Here is a 15,809-nt window from a genome sequence, read left to right as displayed (position 1 = left end):
TACATTTGAATTGATGTTACATGAACAGCTGCCGTTTGTTACAGAGACATACCGCCTCATTCACTTTGAACCTAAAACTATTTTACTTCCCAAAGTATAACAAATCCTTTTTGTGCTGTTTCCATTCTTCTACTAGTAAGAACATTGACTTACACACCCAAATCCCTTAAGCTTAAGGCATGCGTGACATTTTTGATCATGGAGGAAAAGGTATACATGATAACGGTAAATAATGTAGGACTACAATATGGCGATAAAAAGCTATTCGAAGAAGTTAATATAAAGTTTACTCCTGGAAACTGCTATGGAGTAATTGGTGCAAACGGAGCCGGGAAATCAACTTTCTTAAAGGTTCTTTCTGGTGAAGTTGAGCCGCAAACAGGAAACGTGTCTATCTCTGATGGCGAACGCCTCGCTATCTTGAAGCAGAACCACTTCGGCTATGAAGAGCACGAAGTATTGCAAACTGTCATGATGGGACACGAACGTCTTTTCAAGATTATCGAAGAAAAAGACGCACTTTACGCAAAAGCCGATTTTTCAGAAGCAGACGGTATGCGTGCAGCTGAGCTTGAAGGCGAATTTGCTGAATTGAACGGTTGGGAAGCAGAATCTGATGCTGCTGTATTATTGAAAGGTATCGGAATCTCTGAGAACTTACACGATAAAAAAATGGCGGAGCTGACAGGTTCTGAAAAAGTGAAAGTTCTTTTAGCACAAGCATTATTCGGCAACCCGGATATTCTTTTGCTGGATGAGCCTACCAACGGACTAGACTTGCAGGCTATTCAATGGCTAGAAGAATTCTTGATTAACTTCGAGAACACGGTCATTGTTGTATCGCATGACCGTCACTTCTTAAACAAAATTTGTACTCATATTGCGGATGTTGATTTTGGAAAAATCCAGCTATACATTGGTAACTATGATTTCTGGTATGAGTCCAGCCAGTTGGCAACACAAATGGCACAGGATGAAAACAAGAAAAAAGAAGAGAAAATTAAAGAGCTTCAAGCCTTTGTTGCACGATTCAGTGCCAATGCTTCTAAATCGAAACAAGCAACATCCCGTAAGAAAATGCTCGACAATATCACATTGGAAGATATCAAACCTTCTTCCCGCCGCTACCCTTATGTTGGCTTCCAAATGGAGCGTGAAATTGGTAACGACGTGCTTACGGTTAAAGATATTTCCAAAACAATTGATGGCGTAAAAGTTCTTGATAACGTCAGCTTCACAATGAACCGCGAAGATAAACTTGCGCTAGTCGGCCGTGATGAAATTGCCAAAACAACATTGCTTAAAATCATCATGGGTGAAATGGAGCCAGATTCTGGTGAATACAAATGGGGCGTCACGACTTCTCAGTCTTACTTCCCGAAAGATAACTCCAAGTACTTCGACGGTGTGAAACTGACATTGGTAGAATGGCTTCGCCAGTATTCTCCGGAAGATCAGACAGAAACGTTCTTGCGCGGCTTCCTTGGCCGTATGCTATTCAGCGGAGAAGATGCTTTGAAAGAAGCAGATGTACTTTCCGGTGGTGAAAAAGTTCGTTGTATGCTTTCGAAGATGATGCTAAGCAAGTCCAATGTCTTGGTTATGGATGAACCAACAAACCACTTGGATCTTGAGTCCATTCAATCTTTGAACGAAGGCTTGATTAAATTCAAAGGCGCACTGCTGTTCACATCTCATGACCAACAGTTCGTTAACAGTATCGCAAACCGTCTGATTGAGATTACACCGACTGGTATTATTGATAAAGAAATGACATATGATGAATATGTTTCTGACAAGAAATTGCAAAAAGAAATCGCAGCAATGTACAGCTAATGTACCTAAGAGCTCCAAGGCTTTCCGCTTTGGAGCTTGTTTTATAGGAGGAAATGATGATGTCTTATACCGATAATATCCTTACCCCTATCGGCAATGTACAAATCACTGCCACCGATCAAGCTATTACGAGTATTGCTTTCGGAGAGAAACTGCCTGTCTATAAAAACGAACTGACACAGTTAGCTCACGAGCAGCTATATGCTTATTTTTCCGGTAACAGCACCTCTTTTCGCCTTCCGCTAGCTGTAAGCGGCACCTTATTTCAGCAGCGCATTTGGGACCAGGTGAATCAAATTCCATACGGCAGTGCCAGCAATTATAGTGCTGTTGCTGAAAGTGTTGGAAATAAACGGGCTGTTCGAGCTGCAGCGAATGCAATTGGACGGAACACCTTCGCCATTGTTGTCCCCTGTCATCGTGTTATCGGCAGGAACGGCAGTCTCACAGGTTACCGCTGGGAACCGTGGCGGAAAGAATGGCTATTGAAATTTGAACAGCAAGGGAGCAGATAACGTGATGAAAGTACTCGTAACAGGAGCTGCCGGACATATCGGCAAAAACTTTGTGAAAGCTACCCACCAGAAATACAAGCTCGTTTTGACAGATATCAAGCAGGATGAAGAACTTAAGCAATTTGGTCACTTCCTGCAAGCAGACTTGGCTGTACCCGAACAAGTAGATGAGCTGGTAAAGAACGTGGATGCCATCGTACATTTAGGCGGTATTGCAACAGAAAGTACGTATGAGTTGATTAATAGAAATAATTTCAACAGCACTTATCATATATACGAAGCAGCACGTAAACACGGCATCAAGCGAATTGTTTTCGCTAGCAGCAACCATGCTGTCGGCTTCCAACCTATCAATCAATCGATCGGAGCCGATGCGCTGCATATGCCAGATACCTTTTATGGTGCGAGCAAAGCTTTCGGGGAGAACCTAGCGAACATGTATTATCAGAAACACGGCATTGAAACAGCTAGTCTGCGCATCGGCAGTTATCTGGAAAAACCAGCCGAGCACCGCAACCTGAATACGTGGATTAGTGTCCGTGACATGAACCAACTAATTGTCTGCTGCCTCGAAGCAGATCAAATCAGTACGAATGTTTATTATGGTGTGTCTTCGTTGTACAATGATTACTTTGACAATCGTGATGCAGCACTAATCGGGTATGGTCCACAAGACAACCCTGAGGACTTTCGTGACGAAATAGAAAATGTAAAACTCGAAAATGTGACAGATTATATCGGCGGTGTATTTACAAACTTCGGAAGATAATAGAGTTATCCTGGCAGTCGAAACTGCCAGAATAACTCTATTTTATTTGTGAAAGGGATTTTGCAGCAGACAGCGAAAAAGTATATAAAACAAATTAACGATAGAGAAGGATGAGGCTCCATGGTGCAAGGTATTAATGCTTATATCGTAACGAATGGTAATGGACAAGAAGCAGTAAAATTCTACGAGGAAGCGCTGGATGCACAGGTTATAAGTCTGCAAACATTCGGTGACTTGCCAGAAAATCCGGATTATCCTATCCCTGCCGAAGCAAAAGATTATGTTTTGCATGCGCATATGAAAATCGGAGCGAACGAGCTTATGTTATCGGATAACTTTCCAGGAACTCCCTATACGCTTGGCGATCAAGTAGGAATTGCCGTCACAATCAGCACACCTGAAAAAGCAAAAACAGTATTTGACAGTCTATCAGCAGATGGCCATATAACAATGGAACTGCAGCAAACCTTTTGGAGTCCGCTTTATGGCCAGGTGAAAGATAAGTTTGGTGTCACTTGGCAAGTTTCTACAATAAGTGAAGCACCGTAAGTATACGCATCATATAATGGAGCTTTCGCCACCACGAAAGCTCCTCTTTCTTTCAAATAAAAAAAAGCGCACAGAAAACATTCCGTTTCCTGCGCACTTCTTATCTCGTTTATTATTTCTTATTTTTAATATTACCAGAGAGCTTCAGCGCTTGCTTTAGCTGCTTAAATGCACCGCCTTTTCCGTACATCAGCACACCGCCGCGATACACTTTAGCGGATATCCAAGCGATAACTAAGATTGTAGCTATTAGAATTGCAATGCCAAGAGCTGCCTCCCACGCTGGCACACCTAGCACACCAATCCGTAAGAACATAATCATCGGTGTGAAGAATGGAATATAAGAAGTTACAACAATTACCGGTGAATCAGGGGAACCTAGTCCGTACATGGAAAGAAGGAAAGCAGCGACCACTAAAAAGATAACTGGACTTACAAGCTGCTGTACATCTTCCATTCTGCTTACAACCGACCCAAGACCTGCACAAATTGTTGCATACAAGAAGTACCCAAGTATAAAGAAGATTAATGCAAACCACAGTGTAACCGGTGATGCATCCGCAAGACCTGTGAATTCCAATACACCGCCGTCAAGCTCACTTCCCCGCACTTGAATCATCGTATAAATAACAGCAACTATTAATGCTACTTGTGTAAGGCCAACCAATCCAATCGCTAAAATCTTGGCGAACATCTGACTAACTGGAGAGGAGCTGGAGATTAATATTTCCATCACTCTGGATGTTTTCTCATTACTAATATCCGTAGCAATCATCATGCCATAGATGATAACACTCATATAAAGCCCAAATACAAGAATGTATACAAGACCTTGTGAGCCTGCCAGCTCTTCTTCCGTTTTGGCCTCTTTATCCAGTGCTTCGCGTTCGAAAGAAACGGGTGTATAAATTTCTTGGATTGTCGCTTCATCGATACCAGCCTGTGAAGCCGCCTGTGCGACTTTAACTTGCTGCAGCTGGGACTCGATATCATCACTCACATTGTTGGTCAGCTGCATGCTATAAAAGGTAGCTTCTGGCAGATTTTGCTCTGACTGACGCAACACTAGCAAGCCTTCATATTCTTCCTCCTCAACTGCCTGCCGTGCTGCTTCTTCTGTTCCTTCGAACAATTCCGGCTTATAGCCATCGGCAGAAGCACTCAGAGCTTCGTAAACCTGTTGATTCTCCGTATCATCTATAACAGCAACGACAGGATCTTCACTGTTACCGGAAAAACGTTCAATAATATCTGGCAAATAAAAGAGTCCGCAGATTAATAATAGAAAAATTGCACTCGAAATAATAAAGCCTTTTGCTTTAACCCTAGATAGATAGGTGTGGGAAAATACAATCCAAAACTTACGCATAGGACTCCCCTGCCTTTTCAATAAAGATATCATTCAATGTAGGTTCTTCTACTTCAAACTTGCTGACAAACCCCTTTTCAGCAAGCTGTTTCCACACAGTCGGCGCATCTTCTGCTGACGCAATTTGAAGGCGGCATCCTTGCTGTGTTTCCTGGTATTTGATAACGCCAGCAGTATCTTTTAAGAAACTTACATCATAATCTGCCGCAATGGTAATATTCTTTTTACGGAAAGAACGCTTTATCTCTACCAAATCACCTTCTACAACCGGCTTTCCTTGTTTCATGATACAGAGAAAACGGCATAATTCCTCGACATGCTCCATTCGGTGTGAAGAGAATATAATCGAAGTTCCTGCATTCTTTAAGTCAATAACCGCTTGTTTAAGCATTTCCACATTCACTGGGTCCAAGCCGGAGAATGGCTCATCCAATATAAGCAGCCGCGGGTTATGTAATACAGCGGATATAAATTGGATTTTCTGCTGATTTCCTTTGGACAGCTCTTCTACCTTTTTGTTTTCGTATTCGGTTATGTTAAATCGCTCCAGCCATGTTTTTAGCGCTTTGACACTGTCTGCTTTCGCCATGCCTCTCAGCTTAGCTAAGTAAACGAGCTGCTCTTTCACACTTAGCTTCGGATACAATCCGCGCTCCTCGGGAAGATAGCCGATCTCATCACTGTCTCCATATGTAATCTTCTTGCCTTGCCAAGTTATTTCCCCTTCTGTATTTTCCATTAAGTTCAGAATCATTCGGAAGGTAGTCGTTTTACCAGCACCGTTAGCCCCTAGGAAACCAAACATTTCTCCTTCTGGTATCGACAGCGTCAGCTGATCAACAGCAGTAAAACTTCCAAATCTTTTTGTTACTTTTTTTAGTTGAAGCACTAACTTCACCCTTTCCTGCTTCTCTCATTAGATATACGGATAGGCACTGGAAATGTTTCACTTTCACACTAAAAATGACCTATATTTTTTCCAAAGTAAACAGCTGGGCATTCGTATTTAAAGTATTTCATAAGTATCTTGGCATAAAGTTATCTCATTGTGCTAAAATTCATATAATTGGTAAAACGTGCCATAAACCAGGATAAATCTAATCCCCCAGATTTATCCTCCAAACGAAAGGAGCCAATGAATAGTGAACAGTCCGATTTAAAAATTCCCCTAATCAACACAACCACATTCAATTCAACAATTGGGGGATAAAAAATGAAATTGAATAAGAATTTCACTTTATTACTATGGGGCCAATCCATTGCCAATATTGGTGATGTATTATATATGGTTAGCGTAATAAGTTTGATCTATAGTTTAACTGGTTCTGCAGCTGCATCAGCATTTGTTCCATTTACCATTACTACTTCTATGTTTGCAGCCAGTCTGTTAACACCTCTTTTGATTGGAAGAGTGAATCTGAAGTGGCTGCTGACAGGATCACAGATCGGAAAAACTATTTTGCTTTTAATACTAGGGTTTCTGTTAATGGTGGTTACCGTATCTAATTATTATGTCATCTTTATACTAATAGGGTTGATTGCGTTTCTTGACGGTTGTGCAAATCCAATAAGACAGACGTTGATTCCAGATTATGTGAAAGCAGATCAGTTAATTCAAGCAAATGGAGTTGCTGAAACTGTTACGCAGGTCATACAGGCAGCGATGTGGTTTGCAGGAAGTGTGTTTCTGCTCGTTATGAGCGCTCAACAGCTGATTTGGTTCGTTGGGGCTTTGTTCATCATTGCTAGTTTCTTGCTTTGTCAGTTAGAAAGTGTCAAACATATATCAACAGAGTCTAAAGGGAAATTAGAACAAATAAAAGCAGGCTGGGTAACCTTATCTGCTACTCCAGTGCTAAGAAGAATTGCTTGGATTGATATTTTCGAAACGATTGCAGGAACAGTTTGGATAGCCGCCATTTTATATGCATTTGTTAGCGAGGCGCTGCATGTTGATGAAAAGTGGTGGGGTTTTATCAATGGAGCATTCTTTTTAGGGTTAATTGCAGGAAGTGTGTATTGTATTAAATATGCTGCTGTGGTGGAAAAAAGATTAGGAACCTTTATTTTTATAGGTGCATTATTAAGTGCCTTCGTTACCTTACTGTTTAGCCTAAATAGTTCCCCAGTCATATCCTTGCTTTTATCACTTTGTGTTGGACTGTTTGGGCAAATAAAAAACATCCCGCAGCAATCCATTATACAAACTAGCGTTTCAAAAGAGCAGCTGTCCACTGTCTATACGTCGTTAGGCGCTATTGGAACAGGAATTTTTGGGATTGGTTCCCTCGTTATGGGGTTATTAGCAGATTTACTTGGGATTCGGGTTGTCTTCATGATTTCTGGGATACTGCTAGCTGCAGTTAGTATTGTCGTTTTCAAAAGTAGACATTTATTTATTAAAAACATAAGCAAGTAAACAAAAAAGAGTGCAGAGGATTCTATAATTCTTCTGCACTCTCTATTTAGTTAGTGTTTACGCTTCCTTCCTCGAGGCAATTAAATCAGCTACTTGCTGTTTGTCCCCTCGATTGAGCGCATCAACAATCTTACTTCCCACCACTACACCATCACAATACTGGCTAAGTTCTTTCACATGTTCGGGTGTAGAGACTCCAAATCCGGCAAGTACCGGTGCTTTGCTAATTTCTTTCAATGCTTGCAGGTGTGCACCAATTTGATTAACGAAGCTAGCCCGCTCTCCTGTCGTACCTGCAACTGTTACAGCATAAAGGAAACCTTCTGAACGTTCGGCAAGCGCCTGGATTCTTTCTTGTGTACTCGTCAAAGCGACCAAACGAATGAGCGCGATATTATGCTTCTTCAGTGCCTTCACAACGAGCCCTTCTTCTTCAAGCGGCAAATCCGGCAAGATGAGGCCGGAAATTCCTGCTGCTTCGCAGGATTGCGCAAAAGCTTCTACACCATAAGCAAAAATCGGATTCAAATATGTCATAATCACAAGTGGTATCATGCGGTTATCTTTCTCTTTTGCCACTTCATCCAAAACAGCTTGTACCGTTGTTCCAGCTTCCAAGGCACGGATTCCTGCAGCTTGAATGGTCGGACCGTCTGCGACAGGATCTGAAAATGGCAAACCGAGTTCAATCGCTGTTGCTCCGCTTTCCGCAAGAAAACGAATACTTTCGTTTAGGTTTTCCAAGCCGCCGTCACCAGCCATGATGTACGGTACAAAAGCTTTCTCTCCGACCTTTTCCACCGTTTGAAATGCAGTATCCAGCTTCGCTTTAGTCATGCAGGTCACCTCCTGTTTCATGCGCTTCTCTAATTGTGTTCACATCTTTATCTCCACGCCCGGACAGGCATACAACCAAGACATCCTCTTTGTTCATCACCGGGGCTAGTTTCTTACAGTAAGCAACGGCATGTGCACTTTCCAAAGCTGGGATAATCCCTTCTGTTCTGGAAAGCATACGCACTGCCTCTAGTGCTTCTTCATCTGTGATAGCATCATAGGTAACACGTCCAGCATCTTTCAAATAACTATGTTCTGGGCCGACACCTGGATAGTCCAAACCAGCAGAAATGGAATGTGGCTCCTGCACTTGACCATCTTCATTTTGCAGCAAATAAGATAATGATCCGTGCAAAATACCAGCTTTACCTTCTGTAAGCGATGCTGCGTGCATCCCGGATAATAATCCTTTACCGCCAGCTTCCACACCGTACATTTTCACATCCAGGTCGTCTACAAACGGATAAAACATACCGATGGCATTACTTCCGCCGCCAACACAGGCAACGACTGCTTCTGGCAGCTTGCCTTCTGCTTCAATAACTTGTTTGCGTGTTTCGTCTCCAATAATACGCTGGAAGTCTCGCACAATTTGAGGGAATGGATGTGGACCAGCCGCAGTACCAAAGATATAATGGGTATCTTCAACGTTCGCAGTCCAGTAGCGCATCGCTTCATTTACTGCATCTTTCAGTGTCCCGTTACCTTGGTCGACGGATACAACTTGCGCGCCAAGCAGCTCCATCCGGTAAACATTTAACGCTTGGCGTCTGACGTCTTCTTTTCCCATAAAAATAATGCACTCTAATCCAAGCAAAGCACTAACTGTTGCTGTAGCTACCCCATGCTGGCCAGCTCCTGTTTCCGCTACGACCTTTTTCTTTCCCATTCGCTGTGTCAGTAATGCTTGCCCAATTGTATTGTTAATTTTATGAGCACCAGTATGGTTTAAATCTTCTCGTTTTAGATAAATTCTCGGACCGTCAAGATGCTTGGAGAGACGTTCTGCATAATAAAGTGGTGTCTCCCGCCCGACATATTGCTTTAAATAATAGCGCATTTCTTCCTGAAAACCTTCGTCCTCTTTCGCTTCTTTAAACGCTTTTTCTAGTTCCAGAATGGCTGGCATTAATGTTTCAGGTACAAATCGGCCGCCAAAGTCTCCATAGTGCCCCGTTTCTGTCGGATATGTTGCCATGTTTTCATCCTTTCTTTGCCGCTGCAATAAATTGCTGTATTTTAAGAGGATCTTTTTGTTTGTCTGTCTCCACACCGCTGCTTACATCAACACCTGCAGGGCTTACTTCGCGGATAGCTTGCTGCACATTATCCGCATGCAGCCCGCCAGCCAGGAACAATTTCTCCCTTGGCAGGGATTCCGAGCTTGCTAGTGACCAGTCAAATGGTCTGCCATTGCCACCGCGATAGGCTTCAGCCGGACTATCGAGCAAATAGTAATCGCAAGCATAATTGGTGAGCAGCTTTAAGTCAGCCTCTGACGAAACAGAGAAAGCTTTCATAACTGGCTTATTCAAGCTACTTAAATAAACTGGTGTTTCATCGCCATGCAGCTGGATGTAGTCCAACGCAGCTGTTTCCACAATGTTTATGAGACTATCAATCGGCTCGTTCACGAATACTCCAACTTTTTTGACATGTGACGGCAGCTTCTTACCAATCTGTGCTGCCTGCTCCGCCGTTACTTGTCTGCTGCTGTCGGCGAAAACAAACCCAATCATGTCAGCGCCTGCTTCTGCAGCTGCCAGGCCAGCCTCAACGGACTGGATACCGCATATCTTAACAATCATGACTGCTCTGCTCCTACAGGCACTTGAAGCGACTGCAATGCGGATGCAATATCAGAAGCGCGCATGAGTGTCTCGCCGACTAAAATCCCTCTTGCTCCCACTTTCGCTACACGCTCTGCATTAGCTGGTACAGCCATGCCGCTTTCACTAATCACCAATGTGTCTGTTATATTTATTTTCTTGATTAATCGTTCCGTTACACCAAGATCTACCTCAAAAGTCTTAAGATTCCGATTATTGATGCCGATAATGTTCGCACCAAGCGCTTGTGCTTGCTCCAGTTCTTCTTCGTTATGCACTTCTACAAGTACATCCAATTCTTTTGCTATTGCATGTTGATAGAGAGCATGCAGTCGTTCCTGCTCAAGTGCTGCGACAATTAGCAGAATCACATCAGCACCGTAATCAGCCGCCCTATCAATCTGAATTTCGTCTAAGATAAAGTCTTTATTTAATACAGGCAGATCTACCGCTTCCCTCACAGCAGCCAAGTCATCCATTGTACCTTTAAAGAACGGTGTATCCGTCAATACAGATACAGCTCCTGCACCTGCAGTTTCATAAATTCTGGCTTGCTCTGCTGGCACAACATCTGGGTTAATAATCCCTTTTGATGGAGAAGCACGCTTGATCTCCGCTATAATCTGCAGCTGTTCTTTCTGCTGGAAACGCTCGTATAAAGAAATCGGTTTACGCTGTGCAGCTGTTGGTTGGTACGTTTGCTTTAGTGTTGCAATTTCTGTTCGTTTTTCATCTAGTATTCTTTCCAAAAATGTCATGAGGTCACTTCCTTTTGCTTGTAATCAATCAAATATTGCAGCTTCGCTTTGGCTGCTCCGCTATCAATGCTTTCCTGTGCCATTTTAATGCCTTCCTGAATGGAATTTGTCTTTCCATTTGCAAAGATACCAAGACCGGCGTTCAATACGACAGTATCTCGATAGACACCCGTTTCTCCGTTCAATACACGCAGCAATATCTGCGCATTATCTGCTGCATCGCCGCCCTTAATTGCCTCCAGTGGATAAACTGACAGTCCAACTTCTTCTGGATGAAGTGTGAAAGCTGTTTGCTTGCCTTCTTCTAACAACACCAGATGATTGTCGCCTGCTAAGGAAGCTTCATCCATGTGCCCTGCCCCATTTACAACGATTGCTCGTTTGCGCCCCAGCTTTTGCAAGGCTTCGGCCATCATACCAAGCATATCACGACGGTAAATTCCAAGCAGCTGTGAATCAAGCGGCACTGGATTTGTTAATGGACCGATTAGATTGAAAATAGTTGGAATCCTCAGTACTTTCCGAAGCTGCATTACCTGTTTTAATCCAGGATGAACATGCGGTGCGAACAGAAATGCAATATTATTCTCCTTTAGCAAGTGTGTTGTCTCTGCTGCTGGCAAGGACAATGGCACACCGAGCTTTTCAAGAACATCGGCACTGCCGGTTCTGCTGGAGACGCTGCGGTTGCCATGCTTAGCGACCGTTATGCCGGCTCCTGCGATGACAAATGCTGCTGTGGTGCTGATATTAAAACTTTGTGATCCGTCGCCGCCGGTGCCGCAGTTATCCATTACGTCGGCTGCTTGAAACGGAATAATCTGGGCTTTCTCCCGAATGGCCGCTACCATTCCTGCTACTTCATCAGCTGTTTCTCCGCGGGTTTGCAGCATAGATAGGAATGCTCCTGCTACGGCATCTGGCATACTGCCGTCCAACAAGTCTCTTGATGCCTGCAATGCTTCTGCATAATTCAAGGATGCTGTATTTGTAAGCTTAGCCAATAATGGTTCCATAACTTTTCCCTTCTTTCATAAGTTCAATGTAATATTTCACAATCTCCTTACCAGCTTCAGTTCCAATCGATTCCGGATGGAACTGCAGGCCATAGACTGGGTATTGGCGATGCTGGACAGCCATGATTTCCTCATCATCTTCTGCATACGCCGTCACTTCTAATTCTGCCGGAACAGTCTGCTTATTGATGACGAGTGAATGATAACGCATGATTGGCAAGTCCTTGATAATTAAAGCTATATCCGGTTCGCCTTCATAGCACAGCGTGGATGTCTTACCATGCTTAATCTGACCTGCTCGACTGACTTTTGCTCCGAATGCTGTACCGATTGCCTGATGACCGAGACAAATGCCAAGTATAGGCGTCTTACCAGCAAAGTGCTGAATAGCCTCCACGCAAATGCCTGCGTCCTCCGGTCTTCCTGGTCCCGGTGATACGATAATCGCCGCTGGCTGCATTCTTTCAATGTCTTGAATTGTTAATTCATCATTGCGGGCAACTGTTACTTCTTCTCCAAGCTCAGCTGTGTATTGAAATAAGTTATACGTAAAAGAATCGTAATTATCGATTAGCAGAATCATGCAAACCTACCTCCGTTAGTGATTTCGCTTTATGAAGCGTCTCGTGGTACTCTGTCTCAGGATCCGAATCATAAACAAGTCCGGCGCCTGCCTGGACATAAGCTTTTTTGTCTTTGACAACCATTGTCCGGATTGCCAACGCTAAATCAAGATCGCCATTCATGTTAATGTAGCCTATCGCTCCCGCGTAGAGGCCTCGTTTTTTCTTCTCAAATTGATTGATTAATTGCATTGCCCGTATTTTCGGCGCCCCAGATACGGTCCCTGCCGGAAGTGCTGCTATGAGTGCATCCAATCCGGTCATTCCTTCTGCCAAGTCTCCTTGCACCTCAGATACGATGTGCATCACGTGCTGGTATTTTTCCACCGTCATATACTTTGTAAGTTCAACTGTGCCAACCTTACATACACGCCCCAGGTCATTCCGACTCAAGTCAACGAGCATTCGATGCTCCGCCAACTCTTTTTCGTCTGCCAACAGCTCTGTTGTCAATTGCTCATCTTGTTCCGTTGTTTTGCCCCGTGGTCGCGATCCAGCAATAGGATTTGCTGTTATTTTGCCATCGCTTGCTTTGATTAAGCTCTCCGGTGAAGCTCCCAGTACGGTATAGTCTTCAAAATCAAGGTAAAACATATATGGAGAAGGGTTGCTCGCTCGTAACTTTCGATAAAAACTAAATGCATCTCCATTAAAATCTGCTGTCAGCCGCTGCGAAAGCACAATTTGAAAAACATCCCCTGCTTTGATATACGCTTTGGCCTCTTCTACCATATTCATAAAGGATTCTTGATCAATCTCTGGATGAAAATGGACAGCAGCTAAGCTTGCATCCGGTATTTCTTGATGTGTGGTAAGCTCTTCCTCCATCTCTGCCAGGCGCTCTCGCAGTGCTTCTGCTGACCGATTACCAGACCCATCAACCGCCAGCAATGTAACTTGCTCGTGCTTATGGTCGTAAACGATAATGTCTTGATAGAACATGAAATGAACTTCCGGCATGCCGATTGGGTCTGCTGGTACCTCGCCAATTACTTCATACTGCCGAATGGTATCATAAGCCATGTAGCCGACTGCCCCGCCATAGAAAGGAAAATCAAACGGCAGCTGCACGCCGCTTATATGCTGTTTTAACATCTCAAGCGGCTTCACCTCTAGCTTTTCTTCTTTGCCCTTTTCGGCAACTACTGTCTGCTGCCCTGTTCCTGTCAGCTCCTTGTACGGATTCGCACCAATGATGGAATAGCGCCCTTTTCCTGTATGATGTACCGAACTTTCCAGCAAGAACTTTTTTTGCCCACGTAATCGTTTATATATGATGATTGGTGTCAGTGTATCTCCGTTCAGCTGCTTCTTTTCATAATTCATCGTCTGCGTAACGTTCATTTTCTCGCTCCTCTTCTTTTGGTAATAAAAAAACCGTCCCCTATGCACATGGTTTGGTCATGTGCATAGGGGACGGTTCTTCACCGCGGTGCCACCTCTATTGAAAGCTTTCACTTTCCGCTCATTCGGATACGCAGCGCTTGCTTAATATCCTATCCCGGTAACGGGGGAAACCGGATTCCCCTACTTGCATTCAAGGAATCTCTCTGAAGCCCATTCCATGCTGCTGATTTGACCGGAATCCCACCATCACCGGCTCTCTGTACAAATCCTGCAGCATGTACTCCTCTTCATCAACGATTTTCGTGTATAAAAAAAAGGCAATCTCTCCAATAAAGGACGAGATTACCCGTGGTACCACCTTTGTTAGCTAGCGAACTAGCTCACTTTACTCCTTTTATCGGGGGAGATGCCGCCACAGCCTACTATCCATTTCAGCCATAGTGCTCAGAAGTCCATTCACTAATGCATCACACCGGTTTCCACCAACCACCGGCTCTCTAAAAGTGATCACATTAGCTACTACTCTTCGTCATCGCTACCGTATCTGTTTTGCTTGGATTCATTGTAGCCCCCTTGTAAACACATGTCAAGAGGTTTCTTTTCCAGCATCCTGTAAATCTGGTTTACCATTGTCTCCAAAGACCAGCTGTTTGCGCGGCAAGCGCTGTTTTGTTTCTTTTTCAATTTGCTTAATTTGGTGACGGTCACGCGGTGTTACAAACGCAACAGTTAAGCCTGTACTACCCGCTCTGCCGGTACGTCCGATGCGATGGATATAACTTTCTGTATCCTCTGGCAAGTCATAGTTAAATACATGTGTGACACCTTCTACATCTAATCCGCGAGCTGCTACGTCTGTCGCGACAAGGAACTGGGTTTTGTATTCACGGAAATTTTTCATCGCTCGTTCCCGTTTTGCTTGTGAAAGATCGCCATGCAACTCGTCCGATTCGAGACCTAATCCACGTAAATAGCCATGCAGCTCAGAAGCGCGTCTTCTTGTACGACAGAAAATAATCGCTGCGAACGGGCGATACATTTGCAGGAGAGTCTTAAGTGTATTGCGCTTTTCTCTATCGGACATTTCCAATACAATCTGTTTGATTTCCTGCAGCGTTACATTGTTTGTCTCGATGGTGATTTCTTTCGGACGCTGCATTTGCGTACCTGCCAGCTGACGGATTTCTTTCGGCATTGTAGCGGAGAACAATAACGTCTGCTTTGTATTAGGCAAAGTATTCGCGACATCTTTCACATCATGCCAAAATCCCATGTGAAGCATCTGATCTGCTTCATCCAACACGAAAGTACGAACGTGCGCCAAATCAACCGTGCCGCGTCGCATGTGATCAAGAAGTCGTCCTGGAGTCGCAACGACGATATCTATTCTTCCTTCCAAACGCTTCAGCTGCTTCACAATATCTTGTCCCCCGTAAACAGCGAGGATGCCTACTTCTTCTTCTGGATGAACCAACTTGGCAAGCTCATCGTAAATCTGAATCGCCAATTCCCTAGTCGGACTAAGAATAAGCGCTTGAATCCCTTCACTTTCCGCATTGAGCATTTCAAGTATTGGCAGCAAGAAAGCAAGCGTCTTGCCTGTACCTGTTTGTGCTTTCGCAATCACATCTTTTCCCGCCATAATCTCCGGAATAGCTTGCTGCTGGACAGGAGTAGGTTCTGATAACCCTAATTTATGTAATAGTTCTAATCTGCTATTTTGTAAATTTAAATCGCTAAAGTGCTTCATTTTATTCCTTCTTTCATACATTTTCCAGTATTATTATGTGAAGTTATTCTAGATGTACCCGTAAAAAGTTTGTAAGATATCAGTATACACATAAAAAGGGGGAAATTATATGCATAAAGTGCTGATCGGCATTTTCGTTCTGCTGATCATTCGTTTCAGCATCATCGGTTTGCTTCAAGGTGAAGGACAAAT

General features: G+C 43.7%; 15 protein-coding genes and 2 other annotated features. Of the genes, 5 read left to right on the top strand and 10 right to left on the bottom strand.

Going from position 1 to position 15,809, the window contains the following annotated elements; all coding sequences use genetic code 11:
- Nucleotides 1–216: 216 nt before the first annotated feature.
- From B1K52_RS07715 to B1K52_RS07700, 4 genes are all read left to right on the top strand, one after another.
- The gene (locus tag B1K52_RS07715) at nt 217–1,836 is read left to right on the top strand and encodes an ABC-F family ATP-binding cassette domain-containing protein (RefSeq protein ID WP_077306960.1); all 1,620 of its coding nucleotides are present in this window, start codon (nt 217–219) and stop codon (nt 1,834–1,836) included.
- Nucleotides 1,837–1,895: 59 nt separating this feature from the next.
- On the top strand, nt 1,896–2,351 hold the full coding sequence (locus B1K52_RS07710; protein ID WP_218668039.1) for a methylated-DNA--[protein]-cysteine S-methyltransferase: 456 nt from the start codon (nt 1,896–1,898) through the stop codon (nt 2,349–2,351).
- Nucleotides 2,352–2,355: 4 nt separating this feature from the next.
- Nucleotides 2,356–3,120 (top strand): NAD-dependent epimerase/dehydratase family protein, encoded by a 765-nt coding sequence (locus B1K52_RS07705; RefSeq protein WP_256855963.1) that lies wholly within the window; start codon nt 2,356–2,358, stop codon nt 3,118–3,120.
- Between the two features lie 120 nt (nt 3,121–3,240).
- On the top strand, nt 3,241–3,669 hold the full coding sequence (locus B1K52_RS07700) for a VOC family protein (protein ID WP_077306954.1): 429 nt from the start codon (nt 3,241–3,243) through the stop codon (nt 3,667–3,669).
- A 112-nt stretch (nt 3,670–3,781) separates the two neighbouring features.
- Here the strand turns inward: B1K52_RS07700 and B1K52_RS07695 are convergent, their stop codons facing one another.
- On the bottom strand, nt 3,782–5,038 hold the full coding sequence (locus tag B1K52_RS07695; RefSeq protein ID WP_077306952.1) for an ABC transporter permease: 1,257 nt from the start codon (nt 5,036–5,038) through the stop codon (nt 3,782–3,784).
- Nucleotides 5,031–5,927 (bottom strand): ABC transporter ATP-binding protein, encoded by an 897-nt coding sequence (locus B1K52_RS07690; protein WP_077310537.1) that lies wholly within the window; start codon nt 5,925–5,927, stop codon nt 5,031–5,033. Before B1K52_RS07690 ends, B1K52_RS07695 begins: the two co-directional genes overlap by 8 nt.
- A gap of 324 nt (nt 5,928–6,251) precedes the next feature.
- Here B1K52_RS07690 and B1K52_RS07685 point away from each other — a divergent pair, with 324 nt between their 5' ends.
- The gene (locus tag B1K52_RS07685) at nt 6,252–7,457 is read left to right on the top strand and encodes an MFS transporter (protein ID WP_077306950.1); all 1,206 of its coding nucleotides are present in this window, start codon (nt 6,252–6,254) and stop codon (nt 7,455–7,457) included.
- A gap of 57 nt (nt 7,458–7,514) precedes the next feature.
- On the opposite strand, the gene trpA is transcribed toward B1K52_RS07685, so the two are convergent.
- The 8 genes from trpA to B1K52_RS07650 form a co-directional block, all read right to left on the bottom strand.
- Nucleotides 7,515–8,294, bottom strand: a complete 780-nt coding sequence (gene trpA / locus B1K52_RS07680; RefSeq protein WP_077306948.1) for a tryptophan synthase subunit alpha — start codon at nt 8,292–8,294, stop codon at nt 7,515–7,517.
- On the bottom strand, nt 8,287–9,492 hold the full coding sequence (gene trpB / locus B1K52_RS07675; RefSeq protein ID WP_077306946.1) for a tryptophan synthase subunit beta: 1,206 nt from the start codon (nt 9,490–9,492) through the stop codon (nt 8,287–8,289). Before trpB ends, trpA begins: the two co-directional genes overlap by 8 nt.
- Before the next feature lie 4 nt (nt 9,493–9,496).
- Complete coding sequence (locus B1K52_RS17900; RefSeq protein ID WP_179106493.1) at nt 9,497–10,102, bottom strand: phosphoribosylanthranilate isomerase; 606 nt, start codon at nt 10,100–10,102, stop codon at nt 9,497–9,499.
- On the bottom strand, nt 10,099–10,881 hold the full coding sequence (gene trpC / locus B1K52_RS17895; RefSeq protein ID WP_179106492.1) for an indole-3-glycerol phosphate synthase TrpC: 783 nt from the start codon (nt 10,879–10,881) through the stop codon (nt 10,099–10,101). The genes B1K52_RS17900 and trpC overlap by 4 nt, the downstream gene beginning before the upstream one ends.
- On the bottom strand, nt 10,878–11,897 hold the full coding sequence (gene trpD, locus B1K52_RS07665) for an anthranilate phosphoribosyltransferase (protein WP_077306944.1): 1,020 nt from the start codon (nt 11,895–11,897) through the stop codon (nt 10,878–10,880). The genes trpC and trpD overlap by 4 nt, the downstream gene beginning before the upstream one ends.
- Nucleotides 11,878–12,480, bottom strand: coding sequence for an anthranilate synthase component II (locus B1K52_RS07660; protein ID WP_077306942.1), 603 nt, complete (start codon nt 12,478–12,480; stop codon nt 11,878–11,880). The genes trpD and B1K52_RS07660 overlap by 20 nt, the downstream gene beginning before the upstream one ends.
- A complete protein-coding gene (trpE, locus tag B1K52_RS07655; protein ID WP_256855869.1) occupies nt 12,461–13,864 on the bottom strand; it encodes an anthranilate synthase component I in 1,404 nt (467 codons plus the stop codon). Before trpE ends, B1K52_RS07660 begins: the two co-directional genes overlap by 20 nt.
- Nucleotides 13,865–13,929: 65 nt before the next feature.
- Nucleotides 13,930–14,170 (bottom strand) — a binding site (T-box leader).
- Nucleotides 14,171–14,196: 26 nt separating this feature from the next.
- Nucleotides 14,197–14,409: a binding site (T-box leader), on the bottom strand.
- Nucleotides 14,410–14,453: 44 nt separating this feature from the next.
- Nucleotides 14,454–15,617: a DEAD/DEAH box helicase gene (locus B1K52_RS07650; RefSeq protein WP_143588852.1), complete on the bottom strand. Its 1,164-nt coding sequence runs from the start codon at nt 15,615–15,617 to the stop codon at nt 14,454–14,456.
- Nucleotides 15,618–15,809 lie beyond the last annotated feature (192 nt).

Source organism: Terribacillus halophilus (assembly GCF_900162685.1).
GTDB classification, from domain to species: domain Bacteria; phylum Bacillota; class Bacilli; order Bacillales; family Amphibacillaceae; genus Terribacillus; species Terribacillus halophilus_A.
The sequence above is the reverse complement of the archived record's forward strand: the minus strand, read 5'-3'. Positions and strand labels throughout refer to the sequence as shown.

Coding starts and splice junctions, on each gene's coding strand:
- B1K52_RS07715 (WP_077306960.1), top strand. CDS start 217: ATGATAACGGTAAATAATGTAGGACTACAATATGGCGATAAAAAGCTA.
- B1K52_RS07710 (WP_218668039.1), top strand. CDS start 1,896: ATGTCTTATACCGATAATATCCTTACCCCTATCGGCAATGTACAAATC.
- B1K52_RS07705 (WP_256855963.1), top strand. CDS start 2,356: ATGAAAGTACTCGTAACAGGAGCTGCCGGACATATCGGCAAAAACTTT.
- B1K52_RS07700 (WP_077306954.1), top strand. CDS start 3,241: ATGGTGCAAGGTATTAATGCTTATATCGTAACGAATGGTAATGGACAA.
- B1K52_RS07695 (WP_077306952.1), bottom strand. CDS start 5,038: ATGCGTAAGTTTTGGATTGTATTTTCCCACACCTATCTATCTAGGGTT.
- B1K52_RS07685 (WP_077306950.1), top strand. CDS start 6,252: ATGAAATTGAATAAGAATTTCACTTTATTACTATGGGGCCAATCCATT.
- trpA (WP_077306948.1), bottom strand. CDS start 8,294: ATGACTAAAGCGAAGCTGGATACTGCATTTCAAACGGTGGAAAAGGTC.
- trpB (WP_077306946.1), bottom strand. CDS start 9,492: ATGGCAACATATCCGACAGAAACGGGGCACTATGGAGACTTTGGCGGC.
- B1K52_RS17900 (WP_179106493.1), bottom strand. CDS start 10,102: ATGATTGTTAAGATATGCGGTATCCAGTCCGTTGAGGCTGGCCTGGCA.
- trpC (WP_179106492.1), bottom strand. CDS start 10,881: ATGACATTTTTGGAAAGAATACTAGATGAAAAACGAACAGAAATTGCA.
- trpD (WP_077306944.1), bottom strand. CDS start 11,897: ATGGAACCATTATTGGCTAAGCTTACAAATACAGCATCCTTGAATTAT.
- B1K52_RS07660 (WP_077306942.1), bottom strand. CDS start 12,480: ATGATTCTGCTAATCGATAATTACGATTCTTTTACGTATAACTTATTT.
- trpE (WP_256855869.1), bottom strand. CDS start 13,864: ATGAACGTTACGCAGACGATGAATTATGAAAAGAAGCAGCTGAACGGA.
- B1K52_RS07650 (WP_143588852.1), bottom strand. CDS start 15,617: ATGAAGCACTTTAGCGATTTAAATTTACAAAATAGCAGATTAGAACTA.